At 72.3% G+C, this 20,782-nt stretch carries 18 protein-coding genes and 1 tRNA gene; 12 read left to right on the top strand and 7 right to left on the bottom strand.

Features of this window, described 5'->3' with window-relative positions; all coding sequences use genetic code 11:
* Positions 1–21 precede the first annotated feature (21 nt).
* The gene (locus AB0G15_RS26170) at positions 22–1,227 is read right to left on the bottom strand and encodes a sensor histidine kinase (RefSeq protein WP_362844656.1); all 1,206 of its coding nucleotides are present in this window, start codon (positions 1,225–1,227) and stop codon (positions 22–24) included.
* 239 nt (positions 1,228–1,466) lie between these two features.
* On the opposite strand from AB0G15_RS26170, the gene AB0G15_RS26165 reads away from it, so the two are divergent.
* The gene (locus tag AB0G15_RS26165; RefSeq protein ID WP_362844653.1) at positions 1,467–2,510 is read left to right on the top strand and encodes a carboxymuconolactone decarboxylase family protein; all 1,044 of its coding nucleotides are present in this window, start codon (positions 1,467–1,469) and stop codon (positions 2,508–2,510) included.
* Here AB0G15_RS26165 and AB0G15_RS26160 read toward each other — a convergent pair.
* A complete protein-coding gene (locus AB0G15_RS26160) occupies positions 2,416–3,960 on the bottom strand; it encodes an MFS transporter (protein ID WP_362844650.1) in 1,545 nt (514 codons plus the stop codon). The two genes, AB0G15_RS26165 and AB0G15_RS26160, sit on opposite strands and share 95 nt — an antisense overlap.
* A 254-nt stretch (positions 3,961–4,214) precedes the next feature.
* On the opposite strand from AB0G15_RS26160, the gene AB0G15_RS26155 reads away from it, so the two are divergent.
* Positions 4,215–5,180, top strand: a complete 966-nt coding sequence (locus AB0G15_RS26155; protein WP_362844647.1) for a TetR/AcrR family transcriptional regulator — start codon at positions 4,215–4,217, stop codon at positions 5,178–5,180.
* Between the two features lie 15 nt (positions 5,181–5,195).
* Here AB0G15_RS26155 and rfbC read toward each other — a convergent pair whose 3' ends face one another.
* Positions 5,196–5,789 carry a dTDP-4-dehydrorhamnose 3,5-epimerase gene (gene rfbC / locus AB0G15_RS26150; protein WP_362844699.1) on the bottom strand — a complete coding sequence of 198 codons (594 nt, stop codon included), beginning with the start codon at positions 5,787–5,789 and terminating at the stop codon, positions 5,196–5,198.
* 547 nt (positions 5,790–6,336) lie between these two features.
* Between rfbC and AB0G15_RS26145 the strand changes: the two genes are divergently transcribed.
* The 5 genes from AB0G15_RS26145 (at position 6,337) to AB0G15_RS26125 (ending at position 11,988) form a co-directional block, all read left to right on the top strand.
* The gene (locus AB0G15_RS26145; protein ID WP_362844644.1) at positions 6,337–6,480 is read left to right on the top strand and encodes a hypothetical protein; all 144 of its coding nucleotides are present in this window, start codon (positions 6,337–6,339) and stop codon (positions 6,478–6,480) included.
* The gene (manA, locus tag AB0G15_RS26140; protein WP_362844642.1) at positions 6,477–7,580 is read left to right on the top strand and encodes a mannose-6-phosphate isomerase, class I; all 1,104 of its coding nucleotides are present in this window, start codon (positions 6,477–6,479) and stop codon (positions 7,578–7,580) included. Before AB0G15_RS26145 ends, manA begins: the two co-directional genes overlap by 4 nt.
* 503 nt (positions 7,581–8,083) lie before the next feature.
* A complete protein-coding gene (locus AB0G15_RS26135) occupies positions 8,084–8,290 on the top strand; it encodes a hypothetical protein (RefSeq protein ID WP_362675714.1) in 207 nt (68 codons plus the stop codon).
* A 253-nt stretch (positions 8,291–8,543) separates the two neighbouring features.
* The gene (locus AB0G15_RS26130; protein ID WP_362844639.1) at positions 8,544–9,473 is read left to right on the top strand and encodes a hypothetical protein; all 930 of its coding nucleotides are present in this window, start codon (positions 8,544–8,546) and stop codon (positions 9,471–9,473) included.
* 265 nt (positions 9,474–9,738) lie between these two features.
* The gene (locus AB0G15_RS26125) at positions 9,739–11,988 is read left to right on the top strand and encodes a hypothetical protein (protein WP_362844636.1); all 2,250 of its coding nucleotides are present in this window, start codon (positions 9,739–9,741) and stop codon (positions 11,986–11,988) included.
* 34 nt (positions 11,989–12,022) lie between these two features.
* Here AB0G15_RS26125 and AB0G15_RS26120 read toward each other — a convergent pair whose 3' ends face one another.
* On the bottom strand, positions 12,023–12,289 hold the full coding sequence (locus AB0G15_RS26120; protein WP_362844633.1) for a hypothetical protein: 267 nt from the start codon (positions 12,287–12,289) through the stop codon (positions 12,023–12,025).
* Between the two features lie 5 nt (positions 12,290–12,294).
* Positions 12,295–12,969, bottom strand: a complete 675-nt coding sequence (locus AB0G15_RS26115; protein ID WP_362844630.1) for an HNH endonuclease family protein — start codon at positions 12,967–12,969, stop codon at positions 12,295–12,297.
* Between the two features lie 360 nt (positions 12,970–13,329).
* Between AB0G15_RS26115 and AB0G15_RS26110 the strand changes: the two genes are divergently transcribed.
* Positions 13,330–13,845 carry a calmodulin-binding protein gene (locus AB0G15_RS26110; RefSeq protein WP_362844628.1) on the top strand — a complete coding sequence of 172 codons (516 nt, stop codon included), beginning with the start codon at positions 13,330–13,332 and terminating at the stop codon, positions 13,843–13,845.
* A 306-nt stretch (positions 13,846–14,151) separates the two neighbouring features.
* On the opposite strand, the gene AB0G15_RS26105 is transcribed toward AB0G15_RS26110, so the two are convergent.
* Positions 14,152–14,493 carry a hypothetical protein gene (locus AB0G15_RS26105; protein ID WP_362844625.1) on the bottom strand — a complete coding sequence of 114 codons (342 nt, stop codon included), beginning with the start codon at positions 14,491–14,493 and terminating at the stop codon, positions 14,152–14,154.
* A gap of 267 nt (positions 14,494–14,760) precedes the next feature.
* On the opposite strand from AB0G15_RS26105, the gene AB0G15_RS26100 reads away from it, so the two are divergent.
* Positions 14,761–14,832, top strand: a tRNA-Met gene (locus AB0G15_RS26100).
* Positions 14,833–14,900: 68 nt separating this feature from the next.
* Here the strand turns inward: AB0G15_RS26100 and AB0G15_RS26095 are convergent.
* Positions 14,901–15,875, bottom strand: coding sequence for an NAD(P)-dependent alcohol dehydrogenase (locus AB0G15_RS26095; RefSeq protein WP_362844622.1), 975 nt, complete (start codon positions 15,873–15,875; stop codon positions 14,901–14,903).
* A gap of 330 nt (positions 15,876–16,205) precedes the next feature.
* On the opposite strand from AB0G15_RS26095, the gene AB0G15_RS26090 reads away from it, so the two are divergent.
* The 3 genes from AB0G15_RS26090 (at position 16,206) to mmsB (ending at position 20,767) form a co-directional block, all read left to right on the top strand.
* The gene (locus AB0G15_RS26090; RefSeq protein ID WP_362844619.1) at positions 16,206–17,219 is read left to right on the top strand and encodes a LacI family DNA-binding transcriptional regulator; all 1,014 of its coding nucleotides are present in this window, start codon (positions 16,206–16,208) and stop codon (positions 17,217–17,219) included.
* A 705-nt stretch (positions 17,220–17,924) separates the two neighbouring features.
* Complete coding sequence (gene mmsA / locus AB0G15_RS26085) at positions 17,925–19,472, top strand: multiple monosaccharide ABC transporter ATP-binding protein (protein ID WP_362844616.1); 1,548 nt, start codon at positions 17,925–17,927, stop codon at positions 19,470–19,472.
* Positions 19,469–20,767 carry a multiple monosaccharide ABC transporter permease gene (gene mmsB, locus AB0G15_RS26080; RefSeq protein WP_362844613.1) on the top strand — a complete coding sequence of 433 codons (1,299 nt, stop codon included), beginning with the start codon at positions 19,469–19,471 and terminating at the stop codon, positions 20,765–20,767. Before mmsA ends, mmsB begins: the two co-directional genes overlap by 4 nt.
* Positions 20,768–20,782: the final 15 nt, after the last annotated feature.

The following is a 20,782-nucleotide window of genomic DNA, read 5'->3' as shown; positions in this document are numbered from 1 at the left end:
AGAGCCCGGCGCGGGCGCGCGTCACGCGGGACCGTCCACGGGGAGCTCGGCGCGGACGCGGAAGCCGCCCTCGGAGCGGGGGCCCGCGCGCAGCCGCCCGCCGAGCGCGGTGACCCTCTCGCGCATGCCGCTCAGCCCGACCCCGGGCACCGGGTCGGTGCCGGGCGCCGCCCTGCCGTCGTCGTCGATCTGCACGGTCAGCTCCTTCGTCCCGTAGGTGATGCGCACCGACGCCACCGCGGGACCGGCGTGCCTGGCGGCGTTGGTGAGCGCCTCCTGGACGATCCGGTACGCGGTGCGGTCGACGTCCGCCGAGAGCGCCCGCCGCTCCCCGTCCACGACCACGGTCGCGGGCAGGCCCGTCGCCCGGGACCGCTCGACCAGTTCGGCGAGGCGGTCGAGCCCGCTGCCGGGCGGCCCGTCGTCCCGCAGCACCTCCAGGGTGGCGCGCAGTTCCCGCATGGCCTCCCCGCTGGCCTCCTGGATGGCGAGCAGCGGCCCGGGCACCTCCTCACCCCGCTTGCGGGCGAGGTGGACCGCGACCCCGGCCTGCACCTTGATCACGGAGATGCTGTGGGTGAGCGAGTCGTGCAGTTCCCTGGCGATCCGCAGCCGTTCCTCGTCCGCGCGGCGGCGGGCCGTCTCCTCGCGGGTGCGTTCCGCCTCGGCGGCGCGGTCCTCCGCCCGTCTCAGGTCGTCCCCGCGGTGGCGGGAGACCACGCCCATGACGCCCGCGGCGACGAACCAGCCGACCAGCAGGCCGGTGGAGTCCTGCGAGACCCCTCCGGATCCGGACGACAGGCCGGCCGCCAGGTCGCCGCCCAGGAACACGGCACTCGCGGCCACCGCGGCGGCGCGGCGGCCCGTCAGGACCGCGGTGTAGACGGCCACCAGCACCGGGAAGGCCGCCGGGGGCCCGGTGCCGGCCCGCACGGAGTAGGCGGTCATGCACACCGCGGTGACCAGCGCGACCACGGCGGGGAAGCGGCGCCGGACCGCGAGCGACAGGGCGCCGGCGAGCAGCAGCGCGTACTCGGCCGGCCCGTGCGGGGCGCCCTGCGCGGGCCCGGCGAGCGTGCCCGCCACCAGCAGCAGGGCGATCCCCCCGGCGAGCGCCGCGTCCGGCACCGGCCCGCGATCACCTCGTCCGCGCACCCGGTCGCGCCATCCGTGCGCGCGCCCCCGCCACCCGCGCACGTGACGGCGCCATCCGCGCATGCGACTCATGTTCGAACAGTAGACCGGGCGCCGCGTTCGCCGCCTCCTCCGTGGAGAGGGGGCCGGGGCTACTCCCGGTGAAGTAGTCCCGGGGCCGCTACGCCCCCGGTGCCGGGCCCGGGAGCATCCGCCGGTGCGACGCCCGGCGACGGGCGGGTCGGCGACCATCGGCTCACCGGACCGGCCGGCGGAATTCCGGCCACCCACCACGATGGGAACGACGGCAGATGGCGAACACCTTCCGATACGTGACTCCCGTCACGCCCGAGGCCGCGACCGGCCGGATCGCCGATGTCTACGGCCAGGCGGCCACCGACTTCGGCCTCGCGAGGATGCCCGTCCTCATGACGCTCTCCCCCGCGCCCGACCTGCTCGCCGCCACCTGGGCGCTGCTGCGCGAGTCGCTCGTGGCCGGGCCCGCCTCCAGGACGGGCAGGGAGGTGGTCGCGCTCGGCGTGTCCGTGGCCAACCGGTGCCCGTACTGCGTGGCCGCGCACACCACCCTCCTGCACGCCACCGGCGACCACGAACTGGCCGAGGTCATCGCGCGCGGCGGCACGCCCGCCGACCCCGGGCACGCCGCGCTCCTCGGCTGGGCCACGGCCACCCGCACGGCGGGCACTGCGCGGCCGCCCCGCGGGTGGCCGTTTCCTGAGGAGCACACCGCCGAGTACGTCGGCACCGCCCTGACCTTCCACTTCATCAACCGCATCGCCTCGGCCCTGCTGGCCGACAGCATGCTGCCCGGCAGGCTGCAGGACTCCCGGCTGGTCCGCAGCCTGGGCGGCAGGGTGCTGGCCCGGACCGTGCGCAGGCGGCGGCCGGCCGGTGAGAGCCTTCCCCTGCTGGCGGGGCCGGCCACGACCCCGGAGCCCGCCTGGGCGGCGGGCACGCCGGTGGGCACCGCCTTCGCCGCGCTGCGGGAGGCGGCGGGCGCGGGCCGGGCGCTGCTCGGCGAGCGGGCCCGCGCGGCCGTGCTGGAGACCGTCGGCGGGTGGGACGGCGAGCATCCCGCGATGGGCGGCGGGTGGCCGGCCGGGCCGCCGGCGGACCTGCCCGCCGCCGACCGGCCGGGGGCGCGGCTCGCCCTGCTCGCCGCGCTGGCGCCGTACCGCGTCACCGACGCCGACGTCGCGGCCTGGCGCGCCGGTCATCCGGACGACGCCGACCTGGTACGGCTGCTCGCGTACGGCGCGATCACCGCTGTCGAAGGCGTCGAGGCGTCGGTTCTCCGGGATCCGCCCGCACCGTCCGGAGCAGGATCGCGGCCGACGCCGCCGCCGTCACCATGAGGGCGGCGCACAGGAGCGCGGCGACCTGCATCCCTGCGGTGAAGGCGGTGCGGGCGACGTCGAGCAGTTCCGCCGCGGCCTGTTCCGGCAGCCGGGCGGCGACCCCGGCCGCCCCGCCCAGTCCCTCCCCGGCCGCCCCCGAGTCGCCGGGGCGCAGGTCCCCTGGGGCCGTGGCGGCGAACCGGTCCCGGTAGACGGCCAGGCCCACGCTGCCCAGGATCGCGACGCCGAGCGCCCCGCCGAGCTCGGTGGCGGCCTCCAGGACCGCCGAGGCCGAGCCCGCGCGCTCCGGCGGGGCGGCGTCGACGATCATCCCGGAGGCCAGGGCCTGCACCGCGCCGATCCCCGCTCCCGGCAGGAGCAGTCCGGTGACGAGCAGCCACCGGCCGGAGTCCGCGTCGAGCGTGCTCGTCACCAGGAACCCCGCGGCGGCGAGCGCCATGCCCGCGCCCAGGATGTACCCGGGGCGGATCCAGCGCGAGATCCCCGCGGCCAGGAGCGAGCCGACCAGTGCCATGCCGGCCGCGGGCAGCGTCAGCAGCCCGGCCACCAGCGGCCGCAGCCCGAGCACCAGCTGCAGGTACTGCGCGACGAAGTAGAACAGGCCCACCAGCGCGAAGACGGCGAGCGTGCTCGTGACCAGCGGCAGGGTGAAGCCCCGGTCGGCGAACAGCCGCGTGTCGAGCATGGGGTCGGCCAGGCCGCGCTGCCTGCGCAGGAACGCGGCGCCGAGCGCCAGCCCCGCGGCGACCGCGAGCACCGCCACCGGAGCCGGGCCGCCGGTGGCGAGCTGCTTGATGCCGTACACCACCGGCAGCACCGCGGCCAGCGACAGCGCGGCACCGGGCAGGTCGAACCCTCCCGAGGCCGGGGCCCGGTGCTCGGGCAGCAGGAAGGGGCCCAGGATCAGCAGCAGGACCATGACCGGAACGCTGATCAGGAAGACCGACCCCCACCAGAAGCGCTCCAGCAGCCACCCGCCCGCGATCGGCCCGAGCACGCTTCCCCCCGCGAAGCTCGCGGCCCACAGCGCGACGGCCGTCCGGCGCTGCCGCGGGTCGCGGAACATGTCGCGGATCAGCGCCAGGGTCGGCGGCATCAGGCTCGCCGCCGCGGCCCCCTGCAGGGCGCGGGCCGCGATGAGCAGCTCGGCGCTGGGAGCGTACGCGGCGGCGACGGACGTGACGCCGAAGACGGCCGCGCCGATCAGCAGCAGCCTGCGGCGGCCGATCCTGTCGCCCAGGGCGCCCATCGCGACCAGCAGGCCCGCCAGCAGGAACGCGTAGACGTCGACGATCCACAGCAGCTGGGATCCGGTGGGCGCGAGGTCCGCGCTCAGGAAGGGCAGCGCGAAGTACAGCACCGTCACCGTCACCGAGACGAGCAGCACGGGCAGCACCAGCACCGCGAGCCCGAGCCACTCCCGCCTCCCGGCCGCACCTTTCAGCATGAATCCCGACCTTCCGCGAGTACAACATACGCACCTGGACGCATACATCGTACGCACGATTATCGGAATCCATCAATGATCCGATCGGCACTCAAGATTCGCGTTCCAAACTGGCATAAATAGGGCTTTCTTTTCATCCCGCCGGAAATTTCGTCACATCAATCTCATCCGGCCACGGCCATTACGTCACAAAAACGCGTGCTAGAATTTCGTCACCAACAGCCGGAAGTGACGTAATAGAGCGAGGGCGACGCATGCCGACGTGCGTACAGTGCGGGGAACCCCTGAACGCGGCGCGCCGGGGGCGGCGTCCCCGATACTGCTCGCGGGCGTGCCAGGCGCGGGCGTACCGGACCAGGGCGGCCGGGCGGGCCGCCACCCCGCCCGGGCCCTCCCCCGCGCCCGCCCGCGACGCCTCCGGCACGCTCGCACGGGCCGGGCGGGCGAAGCCCGCCGAAGAAGACGGCCGGGCGGCGGAAACCGGACCGACGGCGGAGGCCGAGCCGGAGCGTCGTGAGCCGCGGGACGGGCTGAGCACCGGGCGGATCGTCCGCACCGCGATCCGCGTCGCCGACGCCGAGGGACTGGACGCGCTGTCGATGCGCCGCGTCGCGGCCGAACTGGGGGCGGGCACGATGTCGCTGTACCGCTACGTACCGGGCAAGGACACCCTGATCGAGCTGATGGTCGAGGCCGTCTTCGGCGAGAACCCGCCCCCGGCCCCCCTCCCCGGAGACTGGCGTGCGGGACTCGAGCTCGCCGCGAGGCGGGAGTGGGCGATGTACTCCAGGCACCCGTGGGTGCTGCGGGTCATCGCCACGCCCCACCCGCCGCTCGGGCCGAACGTGCTGGCCGACGTCGAACGGTCGATGCGGGCCGTCGACGGTCTCGGCCTGGACCTGATGACGATGCACCGGGTGGCCATCATGGTGAGCGCCCACGTGCAGGGCTGGGCCCTGCTGCTCGTCAACGAGGTGGAGAGCGAGCGGCGCACCGGTGTCACCACGAGGCAGTGGCGCGCCCTGCAGGCCCCGATGCTCCAGGAGATCCTGGAGTCCGGCCGGTTCCCGATGCTGTCCAGGCTCCACGGGGAGCGGGGCGACGCGATCGACCTCGACGAGTGGTTCGAGTTCGGGCTGCGGCGCCTCCTCGACGGTCTCGCCGTCCTGATAGAGGGCCACCGGACGGGTTCGGAGGCCTCGGCCGCCGAACCCCCGTGACAGCGAGGCGCCTCCTCAGCCCCGGAGCCTGGCGTAGAGCCGGCCGCACTCCTCGTACGCGGGGAGCAGGCCCTGCCGCCGGGCCTCGGCGAGGGTGGGGGCCTTCGCGTCCTTGTCCGACAGCAGCGGCGCCACCTCCGAGGGCCACTCGATCCCCAGCTCCGGGTCCAGCGGATCGACCCCGTGCTCGCGTCCCGGCGCGTATCCCTCGGAGCAGAGGTACACCACGATCGCCTCGTCGGTCAGCGCCATGAAGGCGTGGCCGAGCCCCTCGGAGACGTAGACGGCCCGGTGGTCCTCGTCGTCCAGGATCACCGATTCCCACCGCCCGAAGGTGGGCGACCCGACGCGGATGTCCACGACCACATCAAAAACCGCACCTTTGACACATTTAATGTATTTAGCCTGACTGGGTGGGACGTCGGCGAAATGTACGCCACGCAGCGTCCCCCGGCGTGAGACCGAGTAGTTCGCCTGCGAGAGGGCCAGGGCCTGGCCGGTGGTCTCGCGGAAGGCCTCCAGGCGGAACCACTCGTGGAAACCGCCCCGGTCGTCGAGGAACACCTTCGGTTCGAACACCCACGCACCCTCGATGCCGAGCGAACGCATGCTCACCTCACCCTTCCGTGGCCCCGCCTCGTCCTGGGGCGGCTCCCGGAGGAACGGCACGCGTGGCGGGTGCTCCCCAGCGGAGTCTTCAGGACCGCCGGCCCGTTGTGAACCCGCCGCCGTGCGCCGTGAGGGCGCGCACGGCCTTCCGCGGAACCGTCCGGGGCCCCGTGGCCGGGTTGTCCCAGGTGGGCACCCGTCAGTCCGGTGACCGGCCGGTCTGGCCACTTCCGGCCACCGGAGACGGCGAAGGGTGCCACGAACTCCCGGTACCGCGCCCGCGGCGGCGGCCCGGAGGACGTCGGACCCGGAGACGCGGTGGGCTTGGCGGGAGCGGGGTGAGAGTGGGGGCCGCAGACGCGGCCGGCAGGCCGGGACGGGCTCCAGGGTGCCGGTCCGCGATCCGGCACCAGATCTTGGCGCACGCCCTGCCGGCCGTACGGTGTCTTGGCACGCCCCGGCGGCCGTACGACGTCGAGGACGCGTAACATCGGCGTTCTGCGGCATTTCGGTTCCCGCTCACGGACTCACACGGACACAGAGGACCATGAACGACTCCTTCATCCCCGCCGCCCGCGCGGCGGCAGGCAAGGCCGGGCCCGGCGGCACGCGCGCGCTGCTGTCCTCACGGCCGGAGAACGGCCCCGGGCGGCCCGGCACCGCCGCGCCCGCATCGGTGGAGGCGTCATGACGGACCTCCTTCGCAACCCCGTGAAGAACTACGACTGGGGTTCGCGCACGGCGATCGCCACGCTGGCCGGGCGCCCCTCCCCCGCGGAGTTGCCCGAGGCGGAGATGTGGTTCGGCACCCACCCGTCCGGCTCCTCGTCGGTGCTGCGCCGGGGGACGTGGCACTCCCTCGCCGAGACGGTCGCCGCCGACCCGGTGTCCGAGCTGGGCGAGGAGACGGTCGAGCGGTTCGGCTCGCGGTTGCCGTACCTGCTGAAGCTGATCGCCGTGGACCTGCCGCTCTCGCTCCAGGTCCACCCCTCGCAGGAGCAGGCGCGAGAGGGGTTCGCCCGGGGCACCTACGTCGACCCGTTCCCCAAGCCGGAGCTGATCTGCGCGCTGACCCCGTTCACCGCGCTGGCCGGTTTCCGTCCTCCCCGGGAGGCGGCGGCCCTCATCGGCGGGCTGGGCGTCGCGGAGCTGGAGCCCGTCGTCGCGCCGCTGGCCGCCGCGGACGCCTCCGCCGCGCTGCGCGCGCTGGTGGAGTGGCCGAAGGACGGCAGGGCGGACCTCGTGGCCGCCGTCACGCGGGCCGCCTCGGCCGCCGGGGGCCCCGACAACGAGCTGGTCGTACGCCTGGCGGGGATCCACCCGGAAGACCCCGCCTGCCTGGCACCGCTGTTCCTGCGGCGCCACGAGCTGCGGCCCGGCGAGGCGCTCTTCCTGGGCGCCGGGGTCCTGCACTGCTACCTGAGCGGGTTCGGTGTGGAGATCATGGGCGGCTCCGACAACGTGCTGCGCGCCGGGCTGACCGGCAAGCCGATGGACGTGGAGGAGCTGCTGCGGGTCACCGACCCCTCGGCCCCGGCCCTGCGGGTCGAGCCGGTCGGCAACCTCTACCGGACCCCCGTCCCCGAGTTCCGTCTCGGTACGGCCGTCCCGGGTTCCGGCCTCACCCTGGAGGGCGGGGTGCCGCGCATCCTGCTGTGCACCGAGGGCGAGATCGAGACCGGCGAGCACACCCTGCGGCCCGGCGAGTCCGTTTTCGTCCCCGCCGCCCACGGACCCGTCGGGTTGCACGGCTCGGGAACGGTCTTCTGGGCCGAACCCGGAATCGACTGACAGGCTCCCCGGCCGCCCCTGAGGGCACCGGGGACCGGAGGGCGGGACCGCGCGGAGCACCGGGCGGGGCTCTCGGGTTCATACCGGCCTGGTATGGCGGATACACCACCGAGGCGGGCGGGGCGTCCCCACCGGCGAGGCTGGAGGTATTCGATGACACCGTCCGACGACCTCACGGATCCGGACCTCCGTCTGGAACTGATCCTGGTCGAGGTACTGCACCACGAGGCCGAGCACCTCGCGACCGGCTGAGCGTCCCGGTCCCGGCTCCAACGGGGGGAGCCGGGGGCGGGCGCGGGGATGAAGGGGTGCCGTCCGGTTTCTCCGGTGCCGACCGGCCTGCACCCCCCGCCGCCCCACCCCAAAACATCACAAGAGGGGCAATCACAATTTCGGCTGTCGCCGCAACCGATATGAGCAGGCGATATACCGTCCATCGAAACGTAACGCGTTGGCGCGAACGCGGGGTGTTATGAGGGAAGGCCTCATGGAACCCTCACCAGGTGGAGTTCACCGTGGAAACCGCGCTGCTCATCATCGCTGTTCTCGCCATATGGGTTATTTCCGATTGGATCCGTAACTACCTATCAAAATGCCGCAAATGCAGCGGATCTGGCACGCTGAAGGCCACCTTCTTCCCTCGCCAGTACCGCCCCTGCCCGCGCTGCAACAAGGGCGAGGTCAGGCACGGATTCGCTCCCAGGAAGTGACCGGGAGACAGGACACGAGGGATCTCCCGGCGTTCCCGTCCACTCCTCGCGGGAGGACGTTCCCGTCCACTTCCCGTGGGAGGACGTTCCCGTCCGCTTCCCGTGGGAGGACGCTTCCCGGCGGGAGGACGGAACGCCGCCCGGCACCTGACGCGTGCGCGGAGATCTCGCGAGAGGTCCCCGGGCCGGCGAGACGCACGGCTCCCTCCCACCACCGTTCGAACATTTCTCAGGGGATTGACGTTCCAGCATCGTGAGACTTCTCCGCAGTGTCCGCATCGCCCTGGCCGTGACCGCGGTATGCGCGGCGGCCGCGCTGATCTCGCAGGCGGTGCGCGCCCCGTCGTCCGTGCCCGCGTCGTGCCCGGAACGCTGGGGCGGCGACGGGCCCGGCGGATGGGTGCCCGCCGCCGCCGACCTCGACGGGGTCGAGGAGTCGCTCGTCCCCGGAGAGCCGGTCACGGCGATGATCTGCGCCTACCCGGGGGACGACGCGCGCCCGGGAGGCGAGCGGCTCGCCGGCTCCCGGATCCTGACCGCCGAGGCCGGGGCCATGGCCCGCGACCTGGGCTACCTCCCGGTGACCACGGCCGATCCCGGCGGCCCGTGCGCGCAGAAGGGCGGGGCGACGACCAACTACCTCATCAGGTTCGCCTATCCGCGCGGGGAAACCCTGTGGGTGGGCAGCGCCGAGGAGGTCAACTCCTGCGTGACGACGACGAACGGCACCGTCGGCAGCCGCTCGCACGTCGGGCCGGACATCACCGCCGCCTACCGGACCGGCGTGTGGAACCCCGCGCGGCCGGACGACCCCTGCCACGGGTTCCCCGGGCGCCGGGGCCAGGACGAGCGGATGGTGCCCGGCGAACCCGTCTCGGTCCTGGTCTGCGGGCAGGCCCCGTACGACGGGCGGTCCCCCCGGCTGGAACACGGCGGGCCGACGGCCGAGGCCCTGGCGGCGACGCTGAACTCCCTGGACACCCGGCCGATCGAGAAAGTGTGCCGCGCAGGCGAGGGCGCACAGGGCGACGCCCTCCTGCTCCTGTTCGGCTACCGGGAAGGACCGCCCGCGGCCGTCCGGGTCCTGACGGCCTGCGACCCCGGTGTCGACAACGGGCTGCTCCAGGCGAACCTCGACGCGAACGCCCGCGACCAGGTGACACGGCTCGCGCCACCGGCCTAGGCACCGGCCTTGGGCGCCGCCTGGACGGCAGCGGCGGCGGCCACCGCGCACGGGGACGGGGACGCCGGGCGCGACGGGCGCGACGGGCGCGACGGGCGCGACAGCGGGCGCCGGCCGCACCGGGCGCGACGGCGGACGAGGGGGCCGGCGTCCCCGTCGCCGCGCCGAGACCACACCCGGGCCCCCTGGGTAGGGTGGCCGGGCCGGCTCCCGCCGAGGAGCCGGCTCCCCCTGTTTCTCCTGGACCGACGGGAGGCCGCGCGGCGTGACCGTGATCGACGAGGTGACCCTGTTGCGGGCCTGTGTGGAGGGCCGGGTCCTGCGGGCGCGGGACGGCGAGGAGCTCGTCGTCGAGGGCCGCCTGGTCCGTGAGCTGTGCCGGCGCGGCCGCGAGGAGATAGACCCGCGCGGGCTCGCGATCCAGGGCGCGAGAATCGGCGGCGACCTCGACCTGAGCGGGATGGAGGTGCCCTTCCCCCTGCGTTTCACCGGCTGCGTGTTCGACCGGCCGGTTCTGCTGGAGGGGGCCGACCTGCACCTGCTGGTGCTGGACGGCTGCGCGGTGCCGGGCGTCCTGGCCAACGGGCTGCGGGTCCGCCGCGACCTGGACCTGTCCAGGTCGCGCGTCACCGGCGACCTGTGGACCTCGGCCAGCACCTCCCGCAGCGCGGCCGTCTGGCTGTGCGAGTCGGAGATCGGCGGGCGCCTGCTCTGCCTGGACACGGTCATCGACTCCGCGATGCGGGCGGTCCAGGCCGACCGGATGCGGGTCGGCGGGACGATCCGGCTGCTGCACGGCTTCGAGGCACGCGGCGGGATGCGGTTGCTGGGGGTCCAGGTGGCGGGCTCGCTCGACCTGACCGGCGCCCGGCTGACCCGTCCCGACCGCGGGCTGGCCCTGGACCTGGGCGACGCGCAGATCGGCGGCAGCGTCTTCCTCATCGACGACCAGACGGGCCGCCGCCCGCTGATCCGCGGCCGCGTCGACCTGGGCAACGCCCGGATCTCCGGCCAGTTCCTGATCCGCGACGCCACCCTCGAGCCCACCGGGGCGATCGGCGGCGCCGGATACTCCAGCAGGCGCGACGGCGGGACCGCGATCAGCGCCCCCGGCCTTTTCGTGGGCGGGGATCTCAGCGTCGAGGGCGAGTGCCGGATCGGCGGCGGCGTGGACCTTTCCATGGGTTCCTTCAGCACCGTGCGGATCCACCGGGGGTGCGAGCTCACGGTCGGCGGAGGGCGCGCCCTCGACCTGACCAACGCCGAGGTGCGCTCCAGCCTCCTCGTCGAGGAGGGGACGGCGGTCCAGGGCACGCTGCGCCTGGCGGGGGCGCACATCAGGGGCGGCCTCGTTCTCCGGGGAACCCGGTGGAGCCTGCCGGAGAGGAACTCGCTCATCGCGGCCCAGGGCGTGGTCGTCGACAGCATGGTGGACCTGCGGGAGATGGAGGCCGTCGGCGGCAGGCTGCGGTTCCGCTCCGCGACGATCGGCGGCGCCCTGGACGCCCACCACGCCCGGCTGCGCAACCCGGGCGGCGAGGCGCTCCTGCTCCAGCAGGCGGTGGTACGGGGGTCGGTCCTGCTCAAGGAGGGCTTCGTCGCCGAGGGCCGGGTGCTGCTGAACCGGTGCGCGGTGGAGGGGCGGATCGACTGCGAGCGCGGCACCTTCGCCGGGGGGATCGAGGCGGTGTCGGCCACGGCGCGCGGCGGCATGCGCCTGCGCTGGGCCGAGGTCCCGCCGCTGGTGGACCTGACCGGCGCGTCCACCACGCTGCTCGCCGACGACCCGGCCGGGTGGCCGCGAAACTCGATGATCGCGGGATTCGTCTACGACCGCTTCGACGGCGCCTGGGACTGGCGGGCCCGCCGCGACTGGCTGCGCGGGATGGCCCCCTTCGACGCCGGCCCGTACGAGCAGGCGGCCAGGGTGTTCCGCCAGCACGGCCATCCCGCGGAGGCCGAACGGCTGCTCATCGAGCAGCGCCGGCAGGCCAGGCGGGCGCCGTCGCCGGAGGGCCGATCGCCGCGCCGGATGGTCAGGAACGCCCGCGACCTGCTCTACGGGCTCACCGTCGGCTACGGCTACCGGCCGGGCCGGGTGCTGTGGCTGCTGGGCGCCCTGCTCGCCCTGGTCGGCGTCATGATGCTGAGCCCCGCGGTCCAGGAGACCCTGCGGGCCACCGATCCGCGCGGGAACGTCTACGCGGTGGACGGCAGGCTGGTCACCGTGGACGACGTGGCGGCGCCGGCGGACGGCACGGCGACCGCGGCGGGGCGCGGCGCCCGTCCCGGGCCGTGCGGGGACGGGCAGGTGCGCTGCTTCGACCCGCTGTTCTACACGGTGGACACCGTCGTACCGCTCATCTCGCTGGGCCAGCGCGCGACGTGGTACCCCGAGACGCGCAGCCGGGCGGGGGCGCTGACCTCGGCGCTGCTGAACGTGGCCGGCCTGCTGGGCTGGCTGCTGTCGACGGTCGTCGTGCTCTCCTTCGCCCGGCTCGCCAGACCGGCCTGAGCCCCTGGGCCGCCCCGGAGCAGCTCCGGGGCGTTCAACCGAGCCCGCCCGGCAGGCCCGCCTGGATAGCGGCCAGCACCGCCTCGTGCACCTCCTCGCCGGTGTGGCCGGCCAGCGGGGCGGGACTGCCGGTCAGGGTGTACCACTCCTCCGCGCCGAGGTACTGCACCGCGACGTGGGCCTGGTCGTCGTGGACCTCGGTGCGTACGACGAGATCACCGGCGATGACCCCCACCTCGTCGGTCATCACCCCGCCGGGCCCGGCGAGCACCTGGTTGTCGTAGTGTTCGCGGCTCGTCACGTCGCTCACCCACGGCCCTCGCCGGCCGGCTGGGGCCGGCAGGTGTCGAGCATCTCGGCGAGGGCGGCCTTCTCCTCGGCGGTGACAGTGAGGCGGTAGTGGTACTTCACGTCCGCCCAGGCTCGGGCGTACATGCAGCGGGAGGCGGCGAGCGGCGGCCTCCACGACTCGGGTCCCTGGTCGCCCCTGCTCCTGTTCGACGCGGCGGAGACGGCGAGCAGCTGCGGCCGTTCCAGATCGTTGGCGAAACTCTCGCGCTCGGCGTCGGTCCAGGTGTCGGCGCCGGAACGCCAGGCGTTGGCCAGGGGCACGATGTGGCTGACGTCGACGTCGTCGGCCGAGCTGAGGGTGCGCCCGTCGTAGGCCGAGTACCAGGAGCCCGACACCGCCCGGCAGGCGTCGTCGCGCTGCACGTTCTGGCCGTCGCGCGCCAGCACGGTCTCGCGGGCGTCACAGGCCGCGGCGCGCGTGCTCCAGTGCGGGAAGCGGTCCCGGCTGTAGCCGTCCGTCGACCGCGGCTCCGCGACGGTCAGCAGGTTCAGCTCGGCGCGGGCGATCGGCGGGACTGACGGCTCGGGCAGCCTGACCGCGGCGGCGGCCGCCGGCCCGGCGAGGGTGACGAGGAGGGCGGGCAGGACGGTGAGAGCGGCGGCCGTGCGGCGCCATTGTCGTGTCGGCATGTGCCACCACTACCAGCAGTGATCGCCATGAGTAACGAGAAACGCCGCCGCCGACACGGAGAGTGGTGGATCTGTGAGAGAACATTCCCTCCTTGCGGGGACGGCCGGCCGGAGCCGCCGCGGACGACGGCCGGCCACGACCGTGCGGCTTTTCCGCCTCCTGCCCCCGATGTCACGAGCTCGCGCCGGGGATCGGTGGATCACCAGGTCAACGGGGCCGGCGACGGCGGGGAAAGTCCCGGCAAGGGGCGGAGATTTATTGATCAAGCGCGGTGTGGGGCCGGGTGATCGGCAGGAGAGGAGTCCTAGAAGAGCGTTGGAGCCGTGACGGTCACGGCCCCCAGGGCCCAGGAGGAACCTGTGCGACGCTTCTTCACCAGGACCGGCTGTCTGGCTGCCATGGCGATGCTCGCCACCATGATGGCCGCGCCCGCTCAGGCCGCGCCCACGGCGCGCGCCTGCGCGACGCCCCTTTCCGTCCAGGCCGGCCCCGCCGAGACCGGCGCGCCCTCACCGGCCGCCGCGACCGAGCCGGCCTACTTCACGATGACGACCGTCGGCTCCCGTCTGCCGTTCGTCATCAAACTCACCGACCCCGGGAAGATAGAGCACGCCCGGCGGATCCTCAGCGGCCAGGAGACCTCGAGGACGCACGTCATGGGCCGGATCATCAAGAGGCCGGCCCCGTACAACCCCTCCTACGGCTTCCACCTCGACCCGAACACGATCGACTTCTTCGAGATGGCCATCGAGGTCTGCGACGCGACGCTCTCCTACGTCGAGGACCACCTCGACGAGGCGTGCGGCGCCTTCCTGCCGGGTTGCTTCTTCTGCCCCTGGAGCTCCAAGCTCGTCGCCGAGGTTCCCGCCTCCTGATCCTCGCCCGCCGGGTTCACGGCAGGTCACCGCCCCCTCAGGACCGGTGACCGCCCGGGCGGAGCCGGTGGTCGCCGGCGCGCTCTCGCCGTACGGCCGCGCCCTGCGGTGCCCCGCGAGCTCTCGCCGCCACGCGTGCCACACCCCTGAAAAACCAGGTGCCACGGGGTGTGGCCCGCCGGTTCCCGCGGCCGGTCGCGTACGTCCCGTCGCGGGAACCGTCCCGTCGCGGGACCCGTCCCGTCGAGGAGCCCGGCAGGAGGCCTGGCGAGCCGAGGAGGCCGGCAAGGGGTCAGCGAGGCGCCGTCACATCTCCCGGTCGCGCGAGGTCGTGGGGATCAGCACCTTCTTCGCCCTCGCCATCAGCGTGAGAGCCACCACCACGAAGGCGAGCGCGAGCAGGGTGAAGGCGGTGAGCGACAACTGGTCCGTCCGGCCAAGCAGCCGGGGCGACGCCGTCGAGACGGCGAAGAACGCGAAGAACACCATCGACCACGCGTACGGCCTCACCTGCAGGATCTTGCCCGGTCCGGAGATCGCGCGCGGAGCCCGGCCCGTCACCAGCACGTGAACGCCGTGCGCGGCCAGCACGCATCCGGCCGCCAGAAGGGCCCAGCTGAACGCGACCGACAGTGTGTGAACGCTCATCGGGATCGCACCTCCCTCGCCGTCGACGGTGAGCGGAAACGGCATTTCCCAGCTTCGGCCGCCTGCCCCGCGAAAGGTGCGGCAAACCAGCGAAAGGTGCGGCGAACCATCAGCCCGTACGGCGGCGCGGCCCCGGCCCGTCTTTTCCCGCGCCGGGGGGTTTCCTCCCTGCCGCTTCCGGCTCGGCCCCGTCCGCGTCGCCGGTCCCGGCCGCCCCGGAAAACGGGATGAGGTCGCCGAAGCCGATCGGTATTCTCATTTCATCAGGTCGGGATGGAGCAGCGGTAGCTCGGCGAGCTCATAATCCGTAGGTCGCAGGTTCGAATCCTGCTCCCGATACTCTCGACACGCGGCGGCCACCGTTCCCGCGTGTTCAGTGGCCCAGGACGATCGAGCGCATTCCGGCTCTAGCCGGAATGCTCGACGATGATCACAACATTTCCCGTTTTCTGGCCCGTCTCGACGTACCGGTGCGCCTCGACGATCTCGTCCAGTGGATATCGGCGGTCGATGACCGGTTTGAAATCGCCGGACTCGATCAGCCCCTTGAAATAGCGTGCCGTCTCCGGGTCGTCCTGCTTCGGGATGGGAAACATGACCTTCCTGCCGCCGAACAGCGGGGTGACAAGCGCCAGAACCAGATTCTGCGACAGGGTGCCCAGGTCCGACGCGAGATAGATCCCGCGCGGTTTCAGCAGCCGCCTGCACCGGCCGAACGAGCTCTTGCCGACCGCGTCGATGACGGCGTCGTACTCCCGCTCGTCCTTCGTGAAGTCCCCGGCCGTGTAGTCGACGACCCGGTCGGCCCCCAGCCCCCTGACCAGCTCGAGGTTCCTCGTGTCGCAGACCGCGGTCACGCCGGCGCCGAGCCCCTTCAGGAGCTGCACCGCCGCCGAGCCGATCGCCCCGCTCGCGCCGTAGACGAGGACGTCCTGCCCGCTCCGGATCCCCGCCGTCCTGATGATCGTGAGGGCGTAGTGCGAACCCTCGGTGCTGGGAGCGGCCTCCGCGTAGGTCAGACCCTCCGGCATGATCGCCAGCGCGCCGTCCTGGGGGATCGACATGTACTGGGCGTGGGCCCCGAACGAGCGGTCGTTGTATCCGAACACCCTGTCGCCGATTTTGAAGGAGGTGACGCCGGCGCCCACCGCCTCGACTTCTCCCGCGAACTCGTTTCCGAGAATTCTCACCTTCGGCCTGACAAGCCCGGTGAAGAATCTCCAGATGAAGGGCTTCGCCGCGCGTAACGCGCAGTCAGTGCGATTGACCGTTGTCGCGTGGACCTTGACGAGGAGCTCGCCGTCCTTGACCGCCGGCTTCTCCGCCTCCGCGAAACGAACCACTTCCGGTGGGCCATATCTGGTGCGGACCGCAGCCTTCATGACTGAATTGTACCGACCATGCGGTGATCTGACGGAAATCTCCCACTCATCATTCGCCGTCGCCGGCCGGCCGCCGGGCACGGAGCCTTTTCGCCGCGCCTCGCCGAGTCCCCTCCCCCGGAACGAAACGGATCCGGGTGAACACGACGAGGTCGCTCGACGCGAACCCCGCGCACCACGCGCTCACCGGCCGTCGTCGGTCACCTGGACGGTCGCCACCGCCGCCGTCGTGTCCGAGGCCGGCCGGCAGGGCCTGCCCGGCGGTGACCAGGGCGGCGATTCGGACAACGTTGTCACCACGACGGACGGCGTGTCGGTATGGTTCGTGACATGACCAGCGACGGCGGCCGTACAAGGCGGCCCACCATGGTGGACGTGGCGACCCGGGCCGGAGTGAGCCTGAAGACCGTCTCGCGGGTCGTGAACAACGCGCCGCACGTCCAGCCCGAGCTGGTCGAGCGGGTGCTCGCCGCCGTGGCCGAGCTGGGCTTCCGCCGCAACCACCTGGCCAGCTCGCTGCGCTCGGGGCAGGCGACCGCCACGATCGGGCTGTTGATCGAGGAGATCGCCAACCCGTTCTACGCGACGATCGCGGGGGCCGCCGCCGAGGTCGCCCGGCAACACGGCACGATGCTCATCATCGCCAGCTCCGAGGAGGATCCGGCACGCGAGCAGCAGCTGCTGCGGGACATGTGCGCCCGCCGCGTCGACGGGCTGCTCGTGGTGCCGGCCGGTGACGACCACTCGTTCATGCGCGCCGAGGTCGAGCTCGGCACTCCGGTGGTCTTCCTCGACCGGCCGGCCGGCGGGCTGCTCGCCGACACGGTGCTGCTCGACAACCGCGGGGGCGCGCGGGCCGGGGTGCGCCGGCTCGTCGAGGCGGGCCACCGCCGGATCGCCATCCTGCTCGACTCGATCGGCGTCTACACGATGCGCGAGCGGCTCGACGGCGCGCAGGACGCGCTGGGCCCGGCCGGAGCGCCGTACGACACCCGGCTGGTCCGTGACGGCGTCCGCGATCCGGCGGCGGCCGCCCGGGTCGTCTCCGAACTGCTCGACCGGCCGGATCCGCCGACCGCCTTCTTCAGCCTGAACAACCGGATCACCCTGGGCGTGATCGAGGAGCTGCACCGGCGCGGCGGCGACGCCGCGGTGCTCGGGTTCGACGACTTCGACATGTCCAGCCTGGTGCCGTACCCGCTGACGGTGATCGCCTACGACACCCGTGAGCTGGCCAGGACCGCCGCCGAGCTGCTGTTCCGGCGGATCGGGGGGGAGCGGTCGTGGCCGCGCACCGTGGTGCTTCCCACCGAGCTGGTCGAGCGGGGCCTGCCGCCTCGCTGAGCCACGCCGCACCGAGCCGGGCCGGACCGGGCGATCGCGAGAAGCGGCCGCGCCGGCGCGGCCGGTCGCCGGCGGTCCGGTGCGCGTCGCGCCGGCCGCCCGGGGACCACTCAAAGGATCATGTGCGACAAAACTCACTAGGCGTCACGATACGTTACAAAATGGCCACATTGGGAGGGGGCCGATTGACACGCCTGTAACGCGGGTGGAGTCTCTACCCGCTGCCTGCCTGACAACGATGTCACGGCCGATCGGAGGGAACCGGAATCGTTATGATCGTTGACTTCTGCCTCCCATGACGTCGTGTTCGGCCGGGAACCACGCTCGGGCACGGCCACGCCCCCGGTGGACTTCGCCACCGGCCCCCCACGACCGGACGGCCGGGCTCGCTCCTCGACGGCGGCAGGCCGCGGCACGCGACCACGCACGACCCGGGCGGCGGCACAGCCACCGCTCACCAGGCGAATCACTCGAAGAGTGAATTAATTTAGATTTTGCGGAAAGCCCCCTGTCCGCCAGTCGTGGCTCAGGCCACAGCACGGCAAACGAACTGATGACGAACCTCCCGGAGGCAACCATGTCGGTGGTGACCTGGCGCGGTCCCCTGCAGCCGGACGCGCGCGGATCCCGCTGCCGGCCCAGAGACGGCGACGCCGCCGTTCCGAGGCCGTACCCGGCACGGGTCCGGACCCGGGCGGGCCGGTCATGAGCGACGCACCCGTCCTGCTGGAGATGCGTTCGATCACCAAGGAGTTCCCCGGCGTCAAGGCGCTCTCCGACGTCAACCTGGTGGTGCGGGCCGGCGAGATCCACGCGATCGCCGGGGAGAACGGCGCCGGCAAGTCCACCCTGATGAAGGTGCTCAGCGGGGTCCATCCGTACGGCACCTACTCCGGCGAGATCCTCTACCAGGGCGCGGAGAGCCGGTTCTCCGACATCCGGGCCAGCGAGAACTCCGGCATCGTGATCATCCACCAGGAGCTCGCCCTGGTACCCGGCATGTCCATCACCGAGAACATCTTCCTCGGCAACGAACCCGGCCGCGGCGGCGTGATCAACTGGAAGGCCGCCAACCGCCAGGCCCTGGAGCTGATGGCCCGGGTCGGCCTGGAAGAGGACCCGGACACGCTGATCAAGGACATCGGCGTGGGCAAGCAGCAGCTCGTGGAGATCGCGAAGGCGTTCGCCAAGGACGTGAAGCTCCTCATCCTCGACGAGCCCACCGCCGCCCTGAACGAGGCCGACTCCCAGCACCTGCTGGACCTCCTGCGCGACTTCAAGCGGCGGGGCATCACCTCGATCATCATCTCCCACAAGCTCAACGAGATCGCGCAGATCGCCGACAGCATCACCATCCTGCGGGACGGCCGGACGATCGAGACCCTCGACGTCAAGGCGGACGGCGTCGACGAGGACCGGATCGTCCGGGGCATGGTCGGCCGGGAGCTGCACAGCCGCTTCCCCGACCACACTCCCGAGATCGGCGAGGTCTTCTTCGAGGTGCGCGACTGGACGGTCCGGCACCCGATCTCCGCCGAGCGCCTGGTGGTCAAGAACTCCAGCTTCACCGTGCGCCGCGGCGAGATCGTCGGGTTCGCCGGCCTGATGGGAGCCGGGCGCACCGAGCTGGCGATGAGCGTCTTCGGCCGCTCGTACGGCACCTACGTCTCCGGGAAGATCTTCAAGGACGGCCGGGAGATCGTGCTGAAGTCGGTGTCGGACGCCATCGCGCACGGCCTGGCGTACGTCAGCGAGGACCGCAAGTCGATCGGCCTGAACCTGCTCGACGACATCAAGACCTCGATGGTGTCGGCCAAGCTGTCCAAGGTCTCCACCCGCGGCGTGGTCGATCCGGTGCGGGAGCATCGGGCGGCCGAGGGCTACCGGACGAGCCTGCGGGTCAAGGCCCCCACCGTCGACGAGGGGGTCACCAAGCTCTCCGGCGGCAACCAGCAGAAGGTGGTGCTGGCGAAGTGGATGTTCACCGATCCCGACCTGCTCATCCTCGACGAGCCGACCCGGGGCATCGACGTGGGCGCCAAGTACGAGATCTACGGCATCATCCAGCGACTCGCCGACCAGGGGAAGGGCGTCATCGTCATCTCCTCGGAGCTCCCCGAGCTGATCGGCCTCTGTGACCGGATCTACACGGTGTTCGAGGGGACCATCACCGGCAACATCGACCGGCGAGACGCCGACCCCGAACTCCTGATGAAGCAGATGACCTCAGCGAAGAAGGCACGCCGACCATGAGCCGTGTGAAAGAACTCCAGAAGTCCCTGTTCGGAGGGACGACCTCCAACGCCCGGCAGTTCGGGATGATCTTCACACTGGTGGCGATCGTCCTGCTGTTCCAGGTCCTGACCGACGGCCTGACGCTGAACTCCGGCAACCTCATCTCGCTGGTGAGCCAGTACTCGTACATCCTGATCCTGGCCATCGGGATGCTGATGGTCATCGTCGCCGGGCACATCGACCTCTCCGTCGGCTCGATCGCCGCGTTCGTCGGCATCGTGGTCGCGAAGGTCATGCAGGACTACTCGGTGCCGTGGTTCCTCGCCATCCTGATCGGCCTGGCGGTCGGTGTCGTCATCGGCACCTGGCAGGGCTTCTGGGTGGCCTACGTCGGGGTGCCGGCCTTCATCGTCACCCTGGCCAGCATGATGCTGTTCCGGGGCGGCAACCAGTACATCGGCAACGCCGACACCATCCCGGTGCCCGAGGGGTTCAGGGTCATCGGCGCCGGCTTCCTGCCGGAGGTCGGCCCGGACACCGGCTACAACAACCCCACGCTCCTGCTCGGCCTGGTGATCTGCGTGGCGATCGTGGTCCGGGAGTGGAGGGCCCGCCAGACCCGGCGGGAGATGGCGGCCGACGTCGCCCCGATGTGGATCTCGGCGATCCGGGTCGCCGTCCCGATCGTCGTGGTGGTGTTCGCGACCCTGCAGTTCGCCGGTGGGCGGATCGGGACCAGCTTCCCGATCTCCGGGATCATCCTCGGCGTCCTGGTCGTGATCTACGCGTTCATCACCCGCAACACGGCGGGTGGCCGTCACATCTACGCGGTCGGCGGCAACGCCCGGGCCGCCGAGCTGTCCGGCGTCAAGCTCAGGCGGGTCAACTTCCTGGTGATGATGAACATGTCGGTCCTGGCGGCCCTGGCCGGCATGATCTTCGTTGCCCGTTCGGCCGCCTCCGGGCCGCAGGACGGCATCGGCTGGGAGCTGGACGCGATCGCCGCCGTCTTCATCGGTGGCGCGGCGGTCTCCGGCGGCCTGGGCACGATCAGCGGATCCATCGTCGGCGGCCTCGTCATGGCCGTGCTCAACAACGGCCTGCAGCTGATGGGCGTGGGATCCGACCGGGTGCAGATCATCAAGGGCCTGGTCCTGCTGCTCGCCGTCGCGCTCGACGTCTACAACAAGAAGCAGGGGCGCTTCTCGGTCATCGGATCGCTGACGCGCCCGTTCCGCCGGGAGACACCGAGCGGCCCGGCGTCCGGCACGGAGACGGACCAGGACCGCGGCAAGAGTCCGGTGGCCGGCTGACCGGCCGCCGTTCGG

It is taken from the genome of Streptosporangium sp. NPDC023825 (assembly GCF_040639575.1).
Taxonomy (GTDB): domain Bacteria; phylum Actinomycetota; class Actinomycetes; order Streptosporangiales; family Streptosporangiaceae; genus Streptosporangium.
Note: the sequence above shows the minus strand (reverse complement) of the source record. Positions and strands in the feature narration are given on the sequence as shown.